The sequence below is a fragment of the Streptomyces sp. NBC_01707 genome (assembly GCF_041438805.1).
GTDB lineage: Bacteria > Actinomycetota > Actinomycetes > Streptomycetales > Streptomycetaceae > Streptomyces.
Window position 1 is genome coordinate 6637395 of record NZ_CP109190.1, and the last position, 20091, is coordinate 6657485.

The window sequence follows — 20091 nt, forward strand, 5'->3', positions numbered from 1 at the left end:
CGCGGGCCCGCCCTTCTTCTCCGCGCGCGGGTGGCTAGTTCCCGTCGGAGAGCTCCGCGGTCTGATCCAGCATGCGGTCGACGACCCGCTGCGAGGCCCGGCCGTCGTCCAGGTCGCAGAACAGGTGGTGGAAGCGGTCGAAGCGCTCGCGGTACTCGGGCCAGACGCCGTCGATGTTCCGGATGGAATCGATCAGTTCACCGGAGGTACGGATCAGCGGGCCGGGCGAGTCCTTCTCGAAGTCGAAGTAGAACCCGCGCAGGGTGTCGCGGTAGTGCTCCAGGTCGTACGTGAAGAAGAGCATCGGCCGCTTGAGGTGGGCGTAGTCGAACATCACGGACGAGTAGTCGGTGATCATGATGTCGGCGGCCAGGTACAGATCGGCGATGTCCGGGTACTCGGAGACGTCCCAGACGAAGCCGTTCCCGGCCCCGGGCACGGCGTCGACCACGTTGGAGTGGCGGCGGATCAGCAGCACGTGGTCGTCCCCGAGCCTGCGGCGCGCGTCCTCCAGGTCCAGCCGCAGGTCGAACAGGTACTGGCCGGCGCTGTGTGACTGGTCGTCGCGCCAGGTCGGCGCGTAGAGGACGACCTTCTTCCCGGCGGGCAGACCGAGCTTCGCCTTGACCTGCTCGACGATCTTCTCCTGGTCGGGGGAGTAGAGGTAGTCGTTGCGGGGGTAACCGGCCTCGAAGATCTCGCCGTCGTACGAGAAGGCGCGCTTCAGGATGGGCGTGCTGAACCGGTTGGACGAGACGAGCAGGCTCCAGTTGTTCGCCTCGAGCGCCAGCCGGTTCTGGTACTCGCGGTCGAAGTAGAGCGTCTCGATGTCATGGCCGATCTTCTTCAGCATCGTGCCGTGCCAGGTCTGCACGATCACCTGGCCGGGGCGGCGCACCAGCCACTCGGGCAGGTGCCCGTTCGTGACGATGTAGCGGGACCTGGACAGGGCCTCGAACCACTCGCGGCCCCACATACGGACCTTCTCCGTGGCCGGCGGCAGGACGACCTGGCCGTCCCGGACGGCCCACAGATGCTTGAGGTCACTGCCGCGGCGCAGCAGCTCCTCGTGGATGGCACGGGGGCTGTCGGAGTACTGCTTGCCGTTGTAGCTCAGGTAGAAGACCTGGTCGAGCAGCGGCTGCTCACGGCCCGGCTCGTACACCTCGCGGCGCATCTGCAGCTGCCGGTACGGGCCGAGCTCCATGTCGCTCAGCTCGGAACGGCAGTTGAGCTGCGGGAAGTCGCCCCAGCGGTGCTCGAACCAGTAGCGGCGGCCGCCGAGTTCGGTGTGCAGCGGGAACTGGGCGATGGCGAGCCGGTCGATGACGAAGGCCGCGTCCGGGACGTTCTCCTCCTCCGACCGCAGGAAGAGGTTCCACCGTCCCGCCTTGAGCGGAACCTGGCCGGAGCCGCCCATGGCCGACGGGTCGAAGGAGGTGGTGAAGGTTCCGTCAGCGGCCCATTCGACGGCAGCCACCCGCTCGTCGAAGCGGCTGCGGGCCTTGAGGACCAGCTCGGCGCCGACGAGCCGGGGGCTCGTGCGGCCGCTGACGACGATCCGGCCGTCACGCTCGGAGACGTCGGTGATCACGGCTCGCCGCGCCCGGCCGATGATCTTCAGATAGCCGTTGTGGCCCGAGACCAGGGCCAGCTCCTGATGGGCGCCCTCCTCGCCGAAGCTCTCCGGCAGGTCGAGGCGGAGGTCGGCCAGGCCCTCCCGGACGACAGCGCTGAACTGGCGCTCCGTGCCGTCGGAAGCCGTGCCGAGCAGGGCCGTGCTCCACAGTCGGCGCTCGGGCTGGGCCTTATCGTCCACCGCGTCGGCGGCGAGCAGGGCCACCTCGGCGACGGGTACGCGCACGCTGAACGTGGCGGTGTCGCCGGTCCGCTCCACAGTCGCCGGGAACTTCTTGATCTCACCGCTCTTGGGGTTGGTCAGCCGCAGGTCGAGAGTCTCGCCCTGCTTCGGCGTGACCCGCAGTTCACCCCGGATCTCCAGCTCGTCGCCGTCCAGCCGGCGGTCGGTGACGAGGGCGAGGACCTTCTCGATGCGGAGCTTCAGCGCGCTGCGCTCGACGCTGGGCAGCAGCCGGAAGTCCTTGTCGAGCCACTGGTAGGGCGGGAAGTTGGCCGCCGACCCGCCGCGCGCCCACACACCGCTGCGCCGTACCAGGCCCGAGGAGTAGACGTTGATGCCGACGTGCCACAGACCCTCCTGCCAGGTGCCGCCCTTGCGGAACTTGGCGGGGTCGAGTTCGAGCTCCCAGCCGGCCCAGTCGTAGTTGTAGCGCTTCTGGCCGGAGCTGGTGGTGGCCTCGGGGCGGTGGACGTTCTTCGCGGGCAGGAAGAGCCGGCGCCGCGAGTTGTCCCGCTTGAGCTGGACGACCTTGATGCTGCTGCGCTTCGTCGACATGTCTATCTTGTCGATCCAGGCGTCGCCGGACAGCACCAGCCGGCCGTTCCTCCACTCGACCGAGCGCAGCGGCGCGCGCAGGTCCAGGTCCTGGTCGATGCGCAGCGCGGCCTTGGGCAGCTCGACGGAGCTCGACTCCAGCGGTGCGAAGCTCGCGTACTTACGGAAGCCGCCGGAGACCTCGACGGGCTCCTTGCGGCGCAGCGACGCCAGCAGCGCGATCAGCTCGGGCATGGCGTGCTTGCGCACGAGCAGCCACTGCACCCGCAGGTCCGCGGGCAGGGCCATGACGATCTGCGGGTCGATCGTGTCGAGGTAGCGGTTGGCGGCCTCGAGGAACGCCTCGTGGAACTCGGCGGTCGCGTCGGGCAGCACCCGCAGGAACAGCCGCAGGTCGTCACGGAGGACGCGGTCGTCGTACTGCCGCTTGTACTCGGCGAACTCGGAGCCCTGCTGCTGGGCGAGGAAGTCGCTGACCAGGCTCACCGCGGTGACCCGGTCCCTGATCGCCTGGGGGTCCCGGCGGCGCTGGGTGATCGACGGGGCGGACTCGCCCTCGCGCAGCCGCCAGAAGTACGTCGGCTCACCGATGATGTCGACCGCTTCGGCCCGGTAGTGGGCAGGGAGGACGACGGGGATGTCCTCGTGCAGGATGCCCTCGGGGAAGGCGAACCCGTGCTTCTCCCAGAAGGTGCGCCGGAACACCTTGTTGCAGGCGATGCGGTCGGCGACGAGCCTGGGGTTCTTCGATATGTGCGTCCGCTTGCGGGCCTCGCCCGCCAGCATCTTGAGCAGCGGCACCTGCCAGGATTTCTCGCCCTTGAGGTGGAAGACGTTCCCGGTGGCGAAGTCGGAGCCGCTCTCGTCGAGGCTCGCGGTCATCAGGCGGTAGGCGTCCGGCGGGATGATGTCGTCGCTGTCGACGAATGTCAGGAACTCCGCGTCGGGCGATATGTGCGAGATACCCGTGTTGCGGGCCGCGCCGAGGCCGCCGTTCTCCTTGCGTATGAGGGTGAACCGCGAATCGCGGGCCGCGTATTCGGCGGCTATCGCCGCGGAGCCGTCCGGGGACCCGTCGTCCACCATCAGGACTTCGATCTCACGCAGCGTCTGCGACGCCAGTGAGTCGAGGCAGGCCGGGAGATAGCGCTCCACGTTGTAGATGGGAACGATGACACTGAGCCGAGGGGCCATGTCTTTCAGGATTCCTTTCGGGTCAGACCCGCTCGACCGGTTCGAGCGCCTGAGCTGGGGAGGGTGCCGGCTTGCGTTCGGCAAGCGGTACAACGGGAAGGAGGCTCTCCTCGCCCAGGAAGACTTTGCGGACGACACGCTCCGCCGCGTGACCGTCGTCGTAGTCGCAGTATCGTTCGCGGAACTCGCTGCGGAAGGTGGCGGACTTCTCGCTCCGCCACTCGCCTGATCCGAGGATCTCGGTGAGCTGCGACTGGCTGGTCGCAACGGCGCCGGGAGGCTCGGCCATCAGGTCGAAGTACGTGCCGCGGACCGCCTTGTAGGTGTCCCAGTCGTCAGCGAAGATCACGATCGGCCGGTCAAGATTCGCATAGTCGAACATTGCTGACGAGTAGTCGGTGATCAGGGCGTCCGAGGCGAGGTAGAGGTCCTCGACACGCTGGTGTGCCGACACATCGATGATGCGGCCGCTGGTCTGGAGCTCGGCCATCCGCCCGCTCGGCTTGTAGAAGTAGTGACCGCGCACCAGAAGAGTGACGTCCTCGCCCAGTTCGTCGGCCAGCCGTGGAAGGTCGAGCCGCGGGGTGAAGTCCTTCTGGTACTCGCGGTGGGTCGGCATGTAGAGGAAGACGCTGGAGCCGTCCTTCAGACCGAGCTCCCGGCGAACCCTTGCGACGTCCGCGGCAGTCGAGTTGATGAGGACGTCGTTGCGCGGGTAGCCGGTCTCCAGGGAGGTGTACCGGCACGGGTACACCCGCTCCCACACGGTGGTCGAGAAGCGGTTGGAGGAGAGGCTGTAGTCCCAGCGGTCACAGCGCTTGAGCAGGTCTTCGAAGTCCATGCTGGTGGAGGCCGGGAAGTTCATCTGGTCGAGCCCCATGGTCTTCAACGGGGTGCCGTGATGGGTCTGCAGATGGATCTGGCCCTCGCGCTTGACCACCGCGTTGGCGAAGTTCACGTTGTTGACCAGGTACTTGGCACGGGCCACCGCCGTCCAGTAGGAACGGGAGCCCACGACCGCCACCTCGACGCCCTTGGGAACCCGGTCGACCTGGTCGGCCCTGACCGCCCAGACCCGGCGGATGTGCGGGGCCAGGCGGGCCAGTTCGGCGTCGATGGCCGCGGGGTTGCAGGAGTAGCCGCGGCTCCAGTAGGCGGAGAACACCGCCAGGTTCTCGTCCAGTCCCATCCTCAGCTGGGACCGGTAGAACATCCCCATGGCGGCGCGCTTGGCACGGACGACGTGTTCGCGTCTGCGAAGATTGGACCGGTTGCGCAATCGACGGGCCCGGGTGGCGGCGGCCAGCGCCGGATAGGAGCCCATGCCGAGCAGTGCGTACTTGTAGCCACGGCCGCCCGGGGGGCGTACGAAACCGTCCGGCAGCCTGCGTCCGTAGTCCTCGGAGGCCCGGTGGAAGAACTCGGACCGTGCGTTGCGCGGCAGCCGGCCCGGCTTTTCCATGATGGTCAGATAGTGGTCGGCCATCTTCCGGAAGACCGCCGTGCGCCAGTGGTCGAGCTCGGGGTGTTCGTCCAGATAGGCGAAGACACGGTCGTACTGGTCGAAGACGTCGAAGTGCTTGCGGCTGACGGTACGCAGGATGTTCCCGCCCTCGCGTCGCTGCCGGTAGAAGACGCACGTGCGGTCGAGCACCGCAAGGCGCTCCGCAGCTATCAGGGTGGAGTACGTCCATGGGGCGTCCTCGTAATAGCCGGGCGGGAACTGGAAACCGTGCCGGGTGATGAAGTCGCGACGGTACGCCTTGTTCCATACGATCTGGAGTAGGTCCAGCAGCTCGGGCCGGTCCGCCAACGAGAATGCCGCGGGGCCGGTTTCGGCCAGCAGGTCGGCGCGCTGGTTCGGCAGGCGTCGGCCGTCCCAGTAGGTGCGCGTGTAGTCGAAGATCAGGACGTCGGGATCGTCCGTCGTGTCGAGCCGCCGGGCGATGGCGCTCAGCGATCCCGGCGCAAGGGTGTCGTCGCTGTCCAGGAACAGCAGATAGTCGCCGGTCGCCTGTTCGATGCCGGCGTTGCGGGCGCGGCCCAGGCCCACATTCTCACCGAGGTGCAGGACGCGCACACGGGTGTCGCGACGGGCGAACTCGTCCATGATTTCGCCGGAACCGTCCGGCGAGCAGTCGTCGACGGCGACGATCTCGAAGTCGGTGAAGTCCTGCCGCAGTACGGAGTCGATGCACTCCCGGATGTATCCCTGCACGTTGTAGGCAGGCACGATGAGTGTCAGTCGAGGCATCCTTCACCAGTCCAGAGAGCTGTCGAGGGTCCGTGTGGGCGCCGATTCGTACCGTCGACCGACGGGGCGGCGCCGAAGTACCCGGACAGAGTAATTGATCGTCATTGGCTCGCTGTGGCCCTGCGTTGGCCCGGACTTCACCCGGAGGTGTCCGTCCTGGCATCTCCCCCGCAAGGGGGCATATTGAACGATAGTGCTGATTGGTCCTATTTGCTCGACTCCATTTTTCCCACACGTAGAGTGAAGCCGACGGTAGGACCTCGTACAGGGAGACGCGTAAATGGCCTGGATGGTTACAGGTGGGGCGGGATATATCGGTGCACATGTCGTGCGTGCGATGCTCGCGGGCGGTCAGTCGGTGGTCGTCTACGACGACCTGTCGACGGGAAGCGCCGAGAAGGTTCCCGCCGGGGTCCCCCTGGTGATCGGCAGCGTGCTCGACCGGCAGCGGCTCGACGCGGCGATCCGTGACCACGATGTGACAGGCGTGGTGCACGTCGCGGCGAAGAAGCAGGTGGGCGAGTCCGTCGAGCGGCCGCTCCACTACTACCGGGAGAACGTGACCGGGCTGGAGACTCTCCTGGAGAGCATGGTCGCGGGGGGCGTCGACCGGCTGGTGTTCTCCTCGTCGGCCGCCGTCTACGGCATGCCGGATGTGGATCTGGTCACAGAGGACACTCCGTGTCTGCCGATGAGCCCGTACGGCGAGACGAAGCTCGTCGGCGAATGGCTGATCCACGCAGCCGCTCGGGCCCATGGACTGCGCTGCGCGTCGCTCCGCTACTTCAATGTCGCGGGTGCCGCCTCGCCCGAGCTGGCCGACGCCGGAGTATTCAATCTCATCCCGATGGTCTTCGAACGGCTGGCGGCAGGTGAGGGTCCGAGGATCTTCGGCGACGACTACGGGACGCCCGACGGCACATGCATCCGTGACTACATCCATGTGGAGGACATAGCCTCCGCGCATCTCGCCGCCGCGCGCAGGCTGGACGAGGCCGAGAGCGGTACCGATCTCACGCTCAACATCGGCCGTGGTGAGGGCAGTTCCGTGAAGGAGATGGTCGACCGGATCCTCAAGGTGACCGGCCGCGGCGACCTCACCCCGGAGGTGACGGCCCGCCGTCCCGGCGACCCGGCGCGCGTGGTCGCCGGGGCCGACCGGATCCGGACGGAGCTGGGCTGGTCGGCCACGTACGGAGTGGACGAGATGATCGACTCCGCGTGGCAGGGCTGGCTCCACCACCACCCGTGACGAAGAGCGACGGCGAAGGGGCCCGCATACCTGCGGGCCCCTTCGCCGTTCTGCCGGTGCGGCGGGCGCTACACCTCGGGTGCCACGTTCAGCAGGGACTTCGAAGCCTCCGCCGACGTCGTCGTTTCCTCGGTCACGGCCGCGCGCGGCGCCGGAATCATGGACAGCAGCCGCTGCGCCATGCGCGCACGGTGACTGTCCGCCCTCGCGCAGAGACTGCGTGCCGCCTCGTTGAAGCGCTCCAGCGACGGCGGATCCGAGGGGCCGAGCAGATGAAGCTTCAGCTCGGCACGGCTGCGGACCAGTGTGTCGTGCTCCGGATTGCGTACGGTGTGCAGCAGCGCCGCCACACCCTCGGCGTCCGGGGTGAGGATCGTCGCCGCGCGGACCGTCGGGAACGCTTCTCGGAACGCGTCCTCCGGCAGCTCGCTGGTGTTCGCGACGGCGTACGGCTTCTCGCTCGCCAGGTAGTCGGTGACCACGCTCGACACATCGCTGATCAGCAGATCCGCCTGGTTGAAGCAGGCGTACAGCGCGGGCTGCGGGGTCGTGATGATCTGGTGCTCCCAGTCGGGCAGGGATTCCCAGTAGGCCTCTTCCCAGGCGGCCGTTGCCGCGGCGACCGCTTCGGCGCGGCCCGCGGGCGGTGCGCCCTGGGCCAGCATCCGCTCCGCGTCGTCCGAGCCCTTCCGGAAGGAGGAGGCGGTTATCCCGTCCAGCTCCGCGGTCCGCAGGGCGAGCGCGGCCGCGGCCTCGGGGCCGGGCCGGGGGCCGGTGCGCCGGCGGTTGGCCTCGCGGATCAGCTCCTGCATGCGCTCGTTCGCGGCTCCCGCACGCGGATCGACCGAACCCGTCATCGGATGCGGCTTGTAGAGGAGCCGCACCCCGGGATCGGCGAGCAGCGCACGGACGATGTTCTCGCCGGCCAGGATCACCGATGTGTTGCCGGGGTTGCCGTCCCAGCCCTCCCAGGTCGGGGCGTAGAGCACGGTGGTGTGCGGGCCGGTGGGCGGGCCCGCGTACGGTGCGATCGGCGCCAGCTGGGGACGGCCGATCTCCACCACGTCACGGTCGTCGATGCCGACCTCGGCCTGGGCGTAGCGCTCCCGGGCGGCCGGTCCCGCGACCCAGACCTCGTCGTACGCCTTCGCGTAGGGATTGCAGCTGGAGAGCTTGTCGCTCTCACCGTGGTTGACGAAGGCGTGCTTGATCGTCGGGATGCGCAGGACCTGCGAGGTCTTGCCCGAGTTCGCGGGGTGGATCATCATCTTGAGCGTCGAGTGCTCGAGGCGCATCAGCTGGGCGACCCTGGGGATGCACACGATGGGGATGTCCGTCGCGCCGATCTTCTGCATCATGAAGCGCTCGCGCAGCACGATGAGCGGGCGGCCGTCGGTCCGGGCCAGCGTGTCGAGCCACATATTGGCCTGGTACGCGGACGAGGAGCCGCCCGAGAAGTACATGCCGACGGTCGGCTGGTACTCGGCGAGCCAGGCGTCGAACCAGGCGAGCGCCTGTTCCTGCGAGGCGGGACGGCGCCGGGCGAGCCGCCACAGCAGCACGGCGAGTCCGGCGCAGGCGAGCAGGACCGAAAGCCCGATGCCTGCCGCGGCGAACTCCGGCTCGTCGCTCGCCGCCGTCGTCAGCAGGCCCGCGGTCGCGGGCAGGCCGAACAGCAGCAGCCGCGGTCCCGGGCCGCCCATCAGCAGCGCGGGGGGTGCCGGGGTGATCCGCAGGGCGGAGGCGTCGATGTTGCGCGTGAGCAGGGGCATGGTGCGGCTGGCGCGCACAAGGATCGCCGTGGCGTGGCCGGCGAAGTGGAGCGCGTAGAAGAAGAGCAGAGCGCAGACGAGGGGGAGGTAGGCCGTCTCCCGCTGCTGGCTGTCCAGTTCGAGCACGCCCACGACGAGCAGGAGGTCGCGTATGACCTGTCGTACCGTGACATCTGCCCTGACCTTGGTGAACTGCGAGTTCAGGCCTGGCTGCCAGCGGTGCAGGGCGGCTTCCGTCGCGAGACCGGTCGCCGTGGCCGCGATGAGCAGGGGGACGTTCGGGAGGAGCGCGGCGGTGGCCTGGGCGACGAACGACGCGGCCAGCGCGAAGATCAAGAAGGGCTTCGCGGCAGGCCGCATGGTGAGGGGAAGAGGTTGCACTCGGGGGACTCCAAGCAGCTCGAGCTCGCGCAGGGCGCGATTGCGGCCGGATGGCACAGTGATCGGGCCGACTGGTAAAGCCAGGGCCGGGGCCCCGGAAGCGGGTGTGATCCGCCCCCACCGTAGAGAAGCCACGTCATCCGCTTGTGTGGCTCAGGTGAGGACTGTGTAACGATATGCAGCTTCGTACAACCATTCTAGATGATGACCATGCAGCTGTGCACATCCCGTCAGGTGCCTGTGTGCGGACAGTCGCGGGCCGGTCCGGACGGATGGAGCGCGGACCGTCGCCCGGGATGATCCGGGCGGCCCCGGGTGGGGCGGAGACACGATCGGTGCGCGAGGCAATTCCCGCATTCCGCTGTCGGGGTGGAAGAAATGTACGAAACAAGAAAATGTATCCGAGTGTCAATCGGGCGCATCTCGATTCCGTGGGCCCCTTCGCGGCGGATCGCACAGTGAATCTCAGTAAAATCGCCCCGAAGGTCGCGGTCGCGACAAGACCGGAATCTCACCATCGGGCAGGGAAAATGAAAGCTCTCGTACTTTCCGGTGGGGCCGGCACCCGGCTCCGTCCCATTACGCACACCTCTGCCAAACAGCTGGTCCCGGTGGCGAACAAGCCGGTGCTGTTCTACGGCCTGGAAGCCATTGCGGAAGCGGGCATCACCGAGGTCGGCATCATTGTGGGCGACACCGCTGCGGAGATTCGCGCGGCCGTCGGCGACGGTTCCCGGTTCGGCATCGAGGTCACGTACATCCCGCAGGACGAGCCGCTGGGGCTCGCGCACGCGGTGCTGATCGCCCGGCGTTTCCTGGGGGACGACGACTTCGTCATGTACCTCGGTGACAACTTCATCGTCGGCGGGATCGCCGGCCTCGTCGAGGAGTTCCGCGCCGACCGGCCCGATGCGCAGATCCTGCTGACCCGGGTGCCCGACCCGAGTGCCTTCGGTGTCGCCGAACTCGACGGCGACGGCCGGGTGGCGGCGCTGGAGGAGAAGCCGAAGGAGCCGAAGAGCGATCTGGCACTGGTCGGTGTCTACCTCTTCACCTCCGTCGTCCATGAGGCGGTGCGCTCCATCGCACCCTCCTGGCGGGGCGAGTTGGAGATCACGCACGCCATCCAGTGGCTGATCGACCAGAGGCGGGACGTCCGCTCCACCACGATCCGCGGGTACTGGAAGGACACCGGCAATGTCACCGACATGCTGGAGGTCAACCGGACGGTGCTGGAGACCGTCGAGCCGTCCGTCGAGGGCGCCGACGTCGACGACGAGAGCGAGATCATCGGCCGGGTCCGGATCGAGGCGGGCGCCAAGGTCAGCGGCAGCCGGATCGTCGGTCCCGCGATCATCGGCGCCCGCTCGGTGATCAGTGGCGCGTATGTCGGTCCGTTCACCTCGGTCTCGGAGGACTGCCGGATCGAGGACAGTGAGATCGAGTACTCGATCGTCCTGCGGGGTGCCTCGATCGACGGTGTCCGCCGCGTCGAGGCGTCACTCATCGGCCATGACGTCGAAGTGACCCCCGCGCCCCGCTCCCCGTCCGCCCACCGACTCGTGCTCGGCGACCACAGCAAGGTGCAGATCTCCTCATGACCACTCGCATCCTGGTGACCGGCGGGGCCGGTTTCATCGGCTCGCACTACGTCCGTACGGTGCTCGGCCCGCAGGGGCCCGGAGATGTCGCCGTCACCGTGCTCGACAAGCTCACCTACGCGGGCAACCCGGCCAACCTCGACGAGGTCCGCGACCATCCCGGCTTCGCCTTCGAGCAGGGCGACATCTGCGATGCGGAGCTGGTCGCCAAGCTGATGGCCGGGCACGATCAGGTGGTGCACTTCGCCGCCGAGTCCCATGTGGACCGGTCCATCGACGGCGGCGCCGAGTTCGTCCGTACGAACGTGGTGGGCACGCACACCCTGGTCCACGCCGCGCATCTGGCGGGCATCGAGACCTTCGTGCACATCTCCACCGACGAGGTGTACGGCTCGATCGACGAGGGCTCCTGGCCCGAGACCGACCCGCTGGCGCCCAACTCGCCGTACTCCGCGGCCAAGGCGTCCAGCGACCTGATCGCCCTTTCGTACCACCGCACGCATGGCCTCGACGTGCGCGTGACCCGCTGCTCCAACAACTACGGGCACCACCACTTCCCCGAGAAGGTCATCCCGCTGTTCGTCACGAACCTGCTGGACGGCAAGCCGGTACCGCTGTACGGCGACGGCGCCAACGTCCGCGACTGGCTGCACATCGACGACCATGTGCAGGGCGTCGAACTGGTCCGCACGAAGGGCCGCGCCGGTGAGGTCTACAACATCGGCGGCGGCACCGAACTGTCCAACAAGGAGCTCACCGGCCTGCTGCTGGAAGCCTGCGGCGCCGACTGGGAGACCGGCGTCATCCATGTCGAGGACCGCAAGGGCCACGACCGCCGCTACTCCGTCGACTGCACGAAGATCCGCGACGAGCTCGGCTACGAGCCCCGCAAGGACTTCCGTACCGGTCTCGCCGAGACCGTGCAGTGGTACCGCGACAATCGCGCCTGGTGGGAGCCGCTGAAGGACAGGGCCGCGCTGTGAGCCCCGTCTGGCTGGTGACCGGAGCCGCCGGAATGCTCGGCCGGGACGTCCTGGCCCGGCTCGCCGGCGAGTCGGTCACCACGGTCGCCGCGAACCGTGTGGCCCTCGACATCGCCGACCCCGCCCTGGTGCGTGCCGCCCTGGAGTTCCACCGCCCCGCCGTCGTGGTGAACTGCGCCGCCTGGACCGCCGTCGACGACGCCGAGTCCCAGGAGGAAGCGGCGCTGCGGGTCAACGCCACGGGTCCCGCGGTCCTGGCCGCGGCCTGCCGTGAGCACGGCGTCGTGCTTCTTCAGGTCTCCACCGACTACGTCTTTGCCGGGGACGCCGAGAAGCCATATCCGGAGGACGCCGCCGCCGGCCCGCGCACCGCCTACGGCAGGACCAAACTGGCCGGGGAACGTGCGGTGCTGGACATCCTCCCGGACACCGGTTACGTCGTCCGTACCGCCTGGCTGTACGGCGCGTACGGTCCCAACTTCGTCCGAACGATGATCAAACTGGAGGGCGTCAAGGACGCCCTCGATGTGGTCGACGACCAACGTGGGCAGCCCACTTGGACCGCAGATCTGGCCGACCGGCTCGTCCGGCTCGGACAGGCCGCCGCGGCCGGCGCCGTCCCCGCGGGCATCTACCACGGCACCAGCGGCGGGCAGACGACCTGGTTCGGCTTCACCCGGGAGATCTTCCGGCTGCTCGGGGCCGACCCGGCTCGTGTCCGCCCCACCACCAGCGAGGCCTTCGTCCGGCCGGCACCCCGGCCCGCGTTCGGTGTGCTCGGACACGACCGCTGGGCGGCGGCCGGTATGGAACCGATCCGCGACTGGCGGGCGGCGCTGGCGGAGGCGTTCCCCGCCCTGCTGGCGGCGGAACGGCGCAGCAGCGGTGACCTCGCCCTCTGAGCCCCGCTGAACTCCGCCGGGGCCACCCGTACTTCCCGCGGTCCCGGCCGGCTCAGCCTCGGGCGCGCAGCTCCGCGTAGTACGCCTGACAGGCCTCGTACGACGGCAGCAGGCCCTGCTCCTCGGCCTCGGCCAGTGAGGGTGCGGCGGCGTCCTTCTCGGAGAGGAGCGGCGTGACGCCCTCGGGCCATTCGATGCCCAGCTCGGGGTCGAGCGGATTGATGCCGTGTTCACGACCGGGCGCATAGCCCTCGGAACACAGGTAGACGACCGCTGTGTCGTCGGTCAGCGCCATGAAGGAGTGCCCGAGTCCCTCGGCGACGTAGACGGCGTGATGGACCGTGTCGTCGAGGCGTACCGCCTCCCATTGCCCGTACGTGGGGGAGCCGACCCGGATGTCCACGATGACGTCGAGCACCACCCCCCGTACGCATGTGACGTACTTGGCCTGGCTCGGCGGCACATCGGCGAAGTGGATGCCGCGCAAGGTGCCCCGGCTGGAGACCGAGAAGTTGGCCTGCGCCAGCTGCAGGCCGTGTCCGGTGGCGTCATCGAGGTCGGACCTCCTGAACCACTCGTGGAAGCTGCCGCGACTGTCCGGGAAGAGCTTGGGTTCATGCACCCAGGCCCCGGGGAAGGAGAGCTGCCGCATGCGATCACATCCTTGTTCTGGCGTCCGGGACAGACCGGAATGTCGAAAGCCAATTTAACGGGAATTGTCGCCGTCCATGGTTCCGGTGAGTGGGATGTCCCGATGGTCGATCGGATTGCTGCGCAATGATCGAGACCGGTCGTGTCGGTATGGAATATGCGAATAATTTGATCCGACTTTCGTTGTCGCGCCATCCGCGGGTCGTGCATTCATCAATTCGTGGCCGGAAGACGGAAAACGGGAGTCCGATTATCGGGAACGCCTGTTCGGTCCGCTGGTCCCCCCGCTCGCGTACGCTGACGGCCAGGCAGACGCAGCCGATGACGATGAAGACGACGAGGGCAGGAACGTGCACGTGGCAGGGGCAAGGCAGGGCGTGACCGAAGCGCGCAGGATCGTGATCAAGGTCGGTTCCTCGTCCCTGACCACCGCGGCCGGCGGCCTCGACGCCGACCGGGTCGACGCGCTCGTCGATGTCCTCGCCAAGGTCAGGAGCGGCGGGGAGAAGGAGATCGTCCTCGTCTCCTCCGGAGCCATCGCCGCCGGACTCGCCCCGCTCGGCCTGCACCGCCGGCCCCGGGACCTGGCCAGGCAGCAGGCCGCGGCCAGCGTCGGCCAGGGGCTGCTCGTCGCCCGCTACACCGCCTCCTTCGCGCGCTACGGCGTACGCGTCGGCCAGGTGCTGCTCACCAGCAACGACACCAGCCGCCGCGCTCACTACCGCAACGCCTACCGCACCCTGGACCAGCTCCTGGCGATGGGCGCGCTCCCGATCGTCAACGAGAACGACACCGTCGCCACCGATGAGATCCGGTTCGGCGACAACGACCGGCTCGCCGCGCTCGTCGCCCATCTCGTCCGCGCCGATCTGCTGGTCCTCCTCTCCGACGTGGACGGCCTCTACGACGGCGACCCCAGTACCCCCGGCACCTCACGCATCGCCGAAGTGACCGGCCCCGCCGATCTGGCCGATGTCACCATCGGCAGCGCGGGAAAGGCGGGCGTCGGTACCGGCGGCATGGTCACCAAGGTCGAAGCCGCCCGAATCGCCACGGCCGCCGGAGTGCCGGTCGTCCTGACCTCCGCGAGCCGCGCCGCCGACGCCCTCGCCGGGCGCGACACCGGCACGTACTTCCGCCGCACCGGACGCCGTTCGGCGGACCGGCTGCTCTGGCTGGCCCACGCCTCCACCCCGCAGGGATCGCTCACCCTCGACGACGGGGCGGTGCAGGCCGTCGTCGAACGCCACAGCTCGCTGCTGCCGGCCGGGATCGCCGCCGTCGAGGGCGAATTCACCGCAGGGGACCCGGTGGAGCTGCGCGACCTCCAGGGCCGCCCCGTGGCCCGCGGGCTCGTCAACTTCGACGCCAAGGAGATTCCGCAGCTGCTCGGCCGGTCCACCCGGGACCTGGCACGCGAACTCGGCCCGGCGTACGAACGCGAGGTCGTACACAGGGACGATCTGGTCATCCTGCACCCCTGACCGGCCCCCTGAAACGGCTGAAAGTCCGGACTTCGGGCAGGGACCTTCATGAAAACCGCCCCACGCCAGGCCCCGGACTGGTCAACTTTGTAACGGGGACACAGCGGGGGTACAGCACAGCAACGCATTCACAGGAGGCCGCCGGTGAGACGAGCTCGCCCGGGGGCGCCGCCCCGAGGAACGGGTGGCCGCGCCTTGACCAGCGTCGGAGCAGGTGTCGGCTTCGACGAGGTCCGGTCCGTCGACCGGACCGCCGACGGGACCACCACCGACCCCGAGCCGGTGGCGGCGAAGGAGGAACACACCCGGTCGAAGCTGTGGCACATCACGCTCAGCGTCTCGGGTACCGAGACACCGCTGAAGGAGGTCAGACGCGGTCTCGAACAGCTCGCCAACGACCATCCCTTCCTGCTGACCAGCCGGTACGCCAACGACCACGCGGAGATCCGGTACTGGGAAGAGGCACGGGATCTGCACGACGCGGCGGCGGTCGCACTGCGGCTGTGGGGCGAGCACCGTTCCAGCGCCAAGCTGCCGCCGTGGGAGATCGTCGGCCTGGAGGTCATCGACCGGGAGACGTACCACCAGCGCATCGCCGAGGGATACGGACCGCCCCCGGCGGCCCCGGTCGGCGTGCACCCGTACTGACCGGTCGGCTCCGCTCGGGACGGCCGTCTCGCATCACGGGATACCTGCGGAATGCCCGCTGTGTGCGCACTACTCTGCGGGCATGACCACGCTTTCGCCGTACGACAACATGTCCCCGGTCGCCCAGGCCGCCTACCGGGCCCGCTCCGCCGCCGCCGACATCGCGCCACTGCCGCGCGCGGCGAAGGACGACGCGCTGCTGGCGATCGCGGACGCGCTGGAAGTGCGGACGGCCGAGATCGTCGCGGCCAACGCCGAGGACGTGGCCCGCGCCCGCGAGGCCGGGACCAGTGAATCGATCGTCGACCGGCTCACCCTCACCCCCGAGCGGATCCGGGCCATCGCCGCCGATGTACGGGACGTGGCGGCGCTGCCCGACCCGGTCGGCGAAGTGGTGCGCGGCTCGACCCTGCCCAACGGCATCGACCTGCGCCAGGTTCGGGTGCCGCTCGGAGTGGTCGGGATCATCTACGAGGCCCGGCCCAATGTCACGGTGGACGCCGCTGCGCTCTGCCTGAAGTCCGGCAACGCCGTTCTGCTGCGCGGCTCGTCCTCCGCATACGCCTCCAACACCGCACTCGTCCGGGTGCTGCGCGACGCGGTCGGCGGCTCCGGTCTGCCGGCCGACGCGGTGCAGTTGGTGCCCGGCGAGAACCGCGATTCGGTACGGGAACTGATGCGGGCCCGCGGTCTCGTCGACGTACTGATCCCGCGCGGCGGCGCCTCCCTGATCCGCACCGTCGTCGAGGAGTCCACCGTTCCGGTCATCGAGACCGGTACCGGCAACTGCCATGTGTACGTGGACGCGCAGACAGACCTCGGCATGGCCGTCGACATCCTCATCAACTCCAAGGCCCAGCGGCCGAGTGTCTGCAACGCCGCCGAGACGCTGCTGGTGCACAAGGACATCGCCGCGGAATTCCTGCCCCGCGCGCTGGACGCGCTGGCCGACGCAGGGGTGACGGTGCACGGCGACGAGCAGGTGCTGGAGTTCGCCGAGACGTCCAAGGCCACCGTCGTGCCGGCGACGCCGGAGGACTGGGAGACCGAGTACCTCTCCTACGACATCGCGGCCGCCGTCGTCGAATCCCTGGACGCGGCCGTCGCCCACATCCGGCTCTGGTCCTCCGGACACACCGAGGCGATCGTCACCACGTCGCAGGCCGCTGCTCGCCGGTTCACTCAACTGGTGGATTCCACGACGGTCGCCGTGAACGCGTCCACCCGGTTCACCGACGGGGGGCAGTTCGGGTTCGGCGCGGAGATCGGAATCTCCACCCAGAAGCTGCACGCCAGGGGCCCGATGGGCCTGCCGGAGCTGACCTCGACGAAGTACATCGTGACCGGGGACGGTCACGTACGGTGATCTTCGGTGCCCGGCGAGTTTGCAGTCTCCCTGCCCAAAACGACTCGCCGGGGCTACGCTGAAGCTGTGCCGGACGACGTGGGGGGCAGGCCGTTTTCGGACGGCTGGGAGCCCGACGACGACCGCGGGGGCGCGGACGAGGACTTCGCCTCCGTGGTGTTCGACGAGGACTTCGTCCGGGCTGCCAAGTTCCATGAAGCCACCGCGGTCGAGCGGCTGTTGGCGGCCGCCCAGGCGCGTGCCGAGGCCGAGGCCGCCCGGGCGCGCGCCGGCGGTGGCCCCGCCGACGACGAGCTGTACGACGACGGATACGGGCCGGGCGGCGCATACGGCCGTGGGAGCCCCTACGGCGACCCGCTGGACCACGACGGGCTCGACGACTACGACAACGGCCCGTACGGGCGCCACGGCGGCTCCTTGCGCCCCTACCGGGGGGCCGCACGGTGGCACCGCCCCGTGGCCTGGCTGCTCGCGCTGCTGATGGGCATCGGCATGGTCGCGCTGGCCTTCAGTGCCGTCTACCGGGGCGCCTCGGCCCACCGCCAGGACCAGATCCCACCACCCGCCACGACCGGCGTGGACAGCGCGCCCGGCTCCGGCGTCGCCCCATCCGCTTCCGCCGACTATTTCCGCCCCACGGTGTCTGCGGTCCCACGCACGCCCTGATACGCGCAGCCCCCTGGCGTGTGAGAACTCGGATCGAGTTCTCACACGCCAGGGCGTTTACGTTCGTGGCAATCGACCTACTCTGAAGATGTGACCCCTCCCCAGGAGGGGGCTTCTCACCCGTCCGTACGCGCGAACCCGTGACGGACAGGCCCTGCCCGAGGCCCTTTCGGCCGAAGCAGTGCGTAGCGTGTCGGCTTCGGCCGGTGACGTGGAGTCGGGAGAAGTCATGACAGGCCGTGGAGAACCGCCAGAAGGAGCACCCGAGGGCCTCCCCGGTGGTGGCGAGGACGAGTACCGGTCCGTCGTCTTCGACGAGTCGTTCGTCCGTGCTGCCCGGCTCCAGGAATTCTCCGCCCAGGAACGCATGGGCGAGCACGCCCGCGCCGTACGCAGCCTCCCGGCCCGCCACTTCCGTACCGGATCCCGGGCCGTCATCGCCCTGATCGTCCTGATAGCCATCGCCTTCGCCACGGCCGTCTACATGGGCCTCAGCAATCCGTACCAGCCACCCGTCGGCAGGCGGGCCGAGCCGCTCCGCTCGACCGTCATACCCCTGGCGCCCCGAGGCGCCGTCCCCGGCGGCAAGGCCGCCGACCTCTTCGCCACGAGCCCCGCCGCCCACTTCCGGACAGGTGCCTCAGGCATCAACCTTCCGATGACCCGGCGGACCGAAAACTTCTCGGACAGCCAGGTGACCACCGCCCTGACCACGGTGAAGGACTACCTGGTGGCGTCCTCCCTGGACCCCGACGTCCTCACCGGCGGCTCGGTGCGGCCGGTGGGGCTGCTGCTCGACCCGGACCAGGCGAACCAGTTCGACCGGAGCATGACCCGATCGGCCGACGACGGGCAGCATGCCGCGACCGGCTGGGTGGTTCGGTTCGACCCGGCGAAGGTGGCGCTGGCCGACCCGGACATCCGGGTCCAGGGGACCCTGGCCTACTCCGAGGCGGGCTCCGACACCCTTGAGGTGGTGTCGGACCACACCTTCACGTACGCCCTGCGCCCGGCCGTCTCAGGTCCGCAAAAAGCGGGTGGCGTCTCGCTGTTCACCGTACGGCGCGAGCTGCACTTCCGCTTCGACCGGGAGGACCTGCGGCTGCACCGGCTGGAGCTGCGGACCAGCTACGTCCAGGCCGGACCGCAGGCCTGCTCGCCGGACACGACCGGCACCCTGCACCCGCTGCTCGCCGGCGAGCGGGCGGCCTCCCGCGGGCCGGCGGGCACCGACCCGTATACGACGGGGCGGCCCACGACGGCGCTCTGCGGGACGCTGGAGATCAGCTCCCGGCTGTCCCGGGCCCCTGAGGGCTCTCCGGGTCCTCCGTCCCCGGCTGCCGGGGCGCTCCGGAGTCATCCGTAGCGCCGCCCTTGCCTGCCGCACCGCCACCGTGGCTGCCGCCGGTGAACTTGTCGCGGAGCTTGCCGCCCAGGTCTCCGGCGCCGCCGGCTATGTCGCCCACGAGCTTCATCAGCGGGTCCTTGCTGGTGCGCACCGAATCGGCGTAGTGCGAGGCGGACTCCCGGAACGAGTCCGTCACCGACGTGTCCTTGTCGTCCTCGCGCCGCGGGTAGTGGCCGTCCATGATCCGCTGGTAGTCGCGGCTCTCGGACCACTTCTTCAACTCGGCCGCGCGCACCGTGGTGAACGGGTGGGAGCGGGGCAGCACATTGAGGATCTTGAGTACGGAATCGCGCAGGTCGCCACCCTTCTCGTACTCGTCGGCCTGCGCGAGGAAGGCGTCCACATTCATCTCGTGCAGATGATTGCCACCGGCAATCTTCATCAGACCGCGCATGGAGGCCTGAGAATCCTGGCCGACCAGCAGCCCCGCCCGGTCCGCGGACAGCTCCGACTTGCGGAACCACTCGCGCAGCGCCATCACGATCGTCATGATCGCCACATTGCCGAGCGGGATCCAGGCGACCTTCAGCGCGAGATTGGTGAGGAACAACAGAATCGTGCGGTAGACGGCGTGACCGGAGAGGGCATGCCCCACCTCGTGGCCGACGACCGCCCGCATCTCCTCCTCGTCGAGCAGCTCCACCAGCCCGGTCGTCACCACGATGATCGGCTCGTCGAGACCGATGCACATGGCATTCGGCTGCGGGTCCTGGTTCACGTACATCGGCGGGACCTTCTCCAGGTCCAGGATGTAACAGGCGTCGCGCAACATGTCGTTGAGATGGGCGAACTGGGCGTCACTCACCCGTACGGAGTCGGAGAGGAAGAGCAACCGCAGACTGCGCTCGGGCAACAGGCCGCTCAGTGCCTTGAACACCGTGTCGAAACCGCTCAGCTTGCGCAGGGCCACCAGCGCCGACCGGTCCGCCGGGTGTTCGTACGCACGGGACGAGATGCCCGAGAAACGCCTGCGCTGCCTGCTCGGCACGCGGTCGTGACTCGCGTGGCTGTTGTCGGTCATGAACTGGGCCCCCTGTTCGTACGAGACGTCGCTCGCCCCCTGACAAGTCCCAGCGTAGGTGCTGGGGCTACGGTGTGCGGGGGGCTGTGGAT

14 protein-coding genes are annotated in these 20091 nt (G+C 68.8%); 9 read left to right on the plus strand and 5 right to left on the minus strand.

The features are described 5' to 3' along the window. Window positions 1-34: 34 nt before the first annotated feature. Window positions 35-3610: a bifunctional glycosyltransferase/CDP-glycerol:glycerophosphate glycerophosphotransferase gene (locus OG963_RS29735; protein WP_093774362.1), complete on the minus strand. Its 3576-nt coding sequence runs from the start codon at window positions 3608-3610 to the stop codon at window positions 35-37. Window positions 3611-3632: 22 nt separating this feature from the next. Next, window positions 3633-5864, minus strand: a complete 2232-nt coding sequence (locus OG963_RS29740) for a bifunctional glycosyltransferase/CDP-glycerol:glycerophosphate glycerophosphotransferase (protein WP_093930278.1) — start codon at window positions 5862-5864, stop codon at window positions 3633-3635. 280 nt (window positions 5865-6144) lie between these two features. Here OG963_RS29740 and galE point away from each other — a divergent pair, with 280 nt between their 5' ends. After that, the gene (gene galE, locus OG963_RS29745) at window positions 6145-7116 is read left to right on the plus strand and encodes a UDP-glucose 4-epimerase GalE (protein WP_030921202.1); all 972 of its coding nucleotides are present in this window, start codon (window positions 6145-6147) and stop codon (window positions 7114-7116) included. 68 nt (window positions 7117-7184) lie between these two features. Here galE and OG963_RS29750 read toward each other — a convergent pair whose 3' ends face one another. Then, window positions 7185-9248 (minus strand): hypothetical protein, encoded by a 2064-nt coding sequence (locus tag OG963_RS29750; RefSeq protein ID WP_093774366.1) that lies wholly within the window; start codon window positions 9246-9248, stop codon window positions 7185-7187. A gap of 551 nt (window positions 9249-9799) precedes the next feature. On the opposite strand from OG963_RS29750, the gene OG963_RS29755 reads away from it, so the two are divergent. Genes OG963_RS29755 through rfbD form a run of 3 tightly spaced genes read left to right on the plus strand, consistent with a single transcriptional unit; the run spans window position 9800 to window position 12755 of the window. Beyond that, window positions 9800-10870 (plus strand): glucose-1-phosphate thymidylyltransferase, encoded by a 1071-nt coding sequence (locus OG963_RS29755; RefSeq protein ID WP_030921196.1) that lies wholly within the window; start codon window positions 9800-9802, stop codon window positions 10868-10870. Next, window positions 10867-11853, plus strand: a complete 987-nt coding sequence (rfbB, locus tag OG963_RS29760) for a dTDP-glucose 4,6-dehydratase (RefSeq protein WP_319325024.1) — start codon at window positions 10867-10869, stop codon at window positions 11851-11853. The genes OG963_RS29755 and rfbB overlap by 4 nt, the downstream gene beginning before the upstream one ends. After that, window positions 11850-12755 (plus strand): dTDP-4-dehydrorhamnose reductase, encoded by a 906-nt coding sequence (gene rfbD, locus OG963_RS29765; protein ID WP_371799652.1) that lies wholly within the window; start codon window positions 11850-11852, stop codon window positions 12753-12755. The genes rfbB and rfbD overlap by 4 nt, the downstream gene beginning before the upstream one ends. A 52-nt stretch (window positions 12756-12807) precedes the next feature. Here the strand turns inward: rfbD and rfbC are convergent, their stop codons facing one another. Beyond that, window positions 12808-13407 (minus strand): dTDP-4-dehydrorhamnose 3,5-epimerase, encoded by a 600-nt coding sequence (rfbC, locus tag OG963_RS29770; protein WP_030921187.1) that lies wholly within the window; start codon window positions 13405-13407, stop codon window positions 12808-12810. Window positions 13408-13783: 376 nt separating this feature from the next. Between rfbC and proB the strand changes: the two genes are divergently transcribed. From proB to OG963_RS29795, 5 genes are all read left to right on the plus strand, one after another. After that, window positions 13784-14890 (plus strand): glutamate 5-kinase, encoded by a 1107-nt coding sequence (gene proB / locus OG963_RS29775; protein WP_030921183.1) that lies wholly within the window; start codon window positions 13784-13786, stop codon window positions 14888-14890. 144 nt (window positions 14891-15034) lie between these two features. Beyond that, on the plus strand, window positions 15035-15538 hold the full coding sequence (locus OG963_RS29780; protein WP_030921180.1) for a hypothetical protein: 504 nt from the start codon (window positions 15035-15037) through the stop codon (window positions 15536-15538). Window positions 15539-15620: 82 nt separating this feature from the next. Continuing rightward, window positions 15621-16904 carry a glutamate-5-semialdehyde dehydrogenase gene (locus OG963_RS29785; RefSeq protein WP_093774372.1) on the plus strand — a complete coding sequence of 428 codons (1284 nt, stop codon included), beginning with the start codon at window positions 15621-15623 and terminating at the stop codon, window positions 16902-16904. Between the two features lie 66 nt (window positions 16905-16970). Continuing rightward, complete coding sequence (locus OG963_RS29790; RefSeq protein ID WP_371799653.1) at window positions 16971-17570, plus strand: hypothetical protein; 600 nt, start codon at window positions 16971-16973, stop codon at window positions 17568-17570. A 229-nt stretch (window positions 17571-17799) separates the two neighbouring features. Then, the gene (locus tag OG963_RS29795; RefSeq protein ID WP_371799654.1) at window positions 17800-18936 is read left to right on the plus strand and encodes a hypothetical protein; all 1137 of its coding nucleotides are present in this window, start codon (window positions 17800-17802) and stop codon (window positions 18934-18936) included. On the opposite strand, the gene OG963_RS29800 is transcribed toward OG963_RS29795, so the two are convergent. Then, window positions 18854-19999 (minus strand): M48 family metallopeptidase, encoded by a 1146-nt coding sequence (locus OG963_RS29800; protein ID WP_371799655.1) that lies wholly within the window; start codon window positions 19997-19999, stop codon window positions 18854-18856. The two genes, OG963_RS29795 and OG963_RS29800, sit on opposite strands and share 83 nt — an antisense overlap. Window positions 20000-20091 lie beyond the last annotated feature (92 nt).

Excerpts from the sequence above, each read along its gene's own strand:
- OG963_RS29800 (WP_371799655.1), bottom strand. The coding sequence starts at position 19,999 with ATGACCGACAACAGCCACGCGAGTCACGACCGCGTGCCGAGCAGGCAG.
- OG963_RS29740 (WP_093930278.1), bottom strand. The coding sequence starts at position 5,864 with ATGCCTCGACTGACACTCATCGTGCCTGCCTACAACGTGCAGGGATAC.
- OG963_RS29795 (WP_371799654.1), top strand. The coding sequence starts at position 17,800 with ATGACAGGCCGTGGAGAACCGCCAGAAGGAGCACCCGAGGGCCTCCCC.
- OG963_RS29750 (WP_093774366.1), bottom strand. The coding sequence starts at position 9,248 with ATGCGGCCTGCCGCGAAGCCCTTCTTGATCTTCGCGCTGGCCGCGTCG.
- galE (WP_030921202.1), top strand. The coding sequence starts at position 6,145 with ATGGCCTGGATGGTTACAGGTGGGGCGGGATATATCGGTGCACATGTC.
- rfbC (WP_030921187.1), bottom strand. The coding sequence starts at position 13,407 with ATGCGGCAGCTCTCCTTCCCCGGGGCCTGGGTGCATGAACCCAAGCTC.
- rfbB (WP_319325024.1), top strand. The coding sequence starts at position 10,867 with ATGACCACTCGCATCCTGGTGACCGGCGGGGCCGGTTTCATCGGCTCG.
- OG963_RS29735 (WP_093774362.1), bottom strand. The coding sequence starts at position 3,610 with ATGGCCCCTCGGCTCAGTGTCATCGTTCCCATCTACAACGTGGAGCGC.
- OG963_RS29785 (WP_093774372.1), top strand. The coding sequence starts at position 15,621 with ATGACCACGCTTTCGCCGTACGACAACATGTCCCCGGTCGCCCAGGCC.
- OG963_RS29755 (WP_030921196.1), top strand. The coding sequence starts at position 9,800 with ATGAAAGCTCTCGTACTTTCCGGTGGGGCCGGCACCCGGCTCCGTCCC.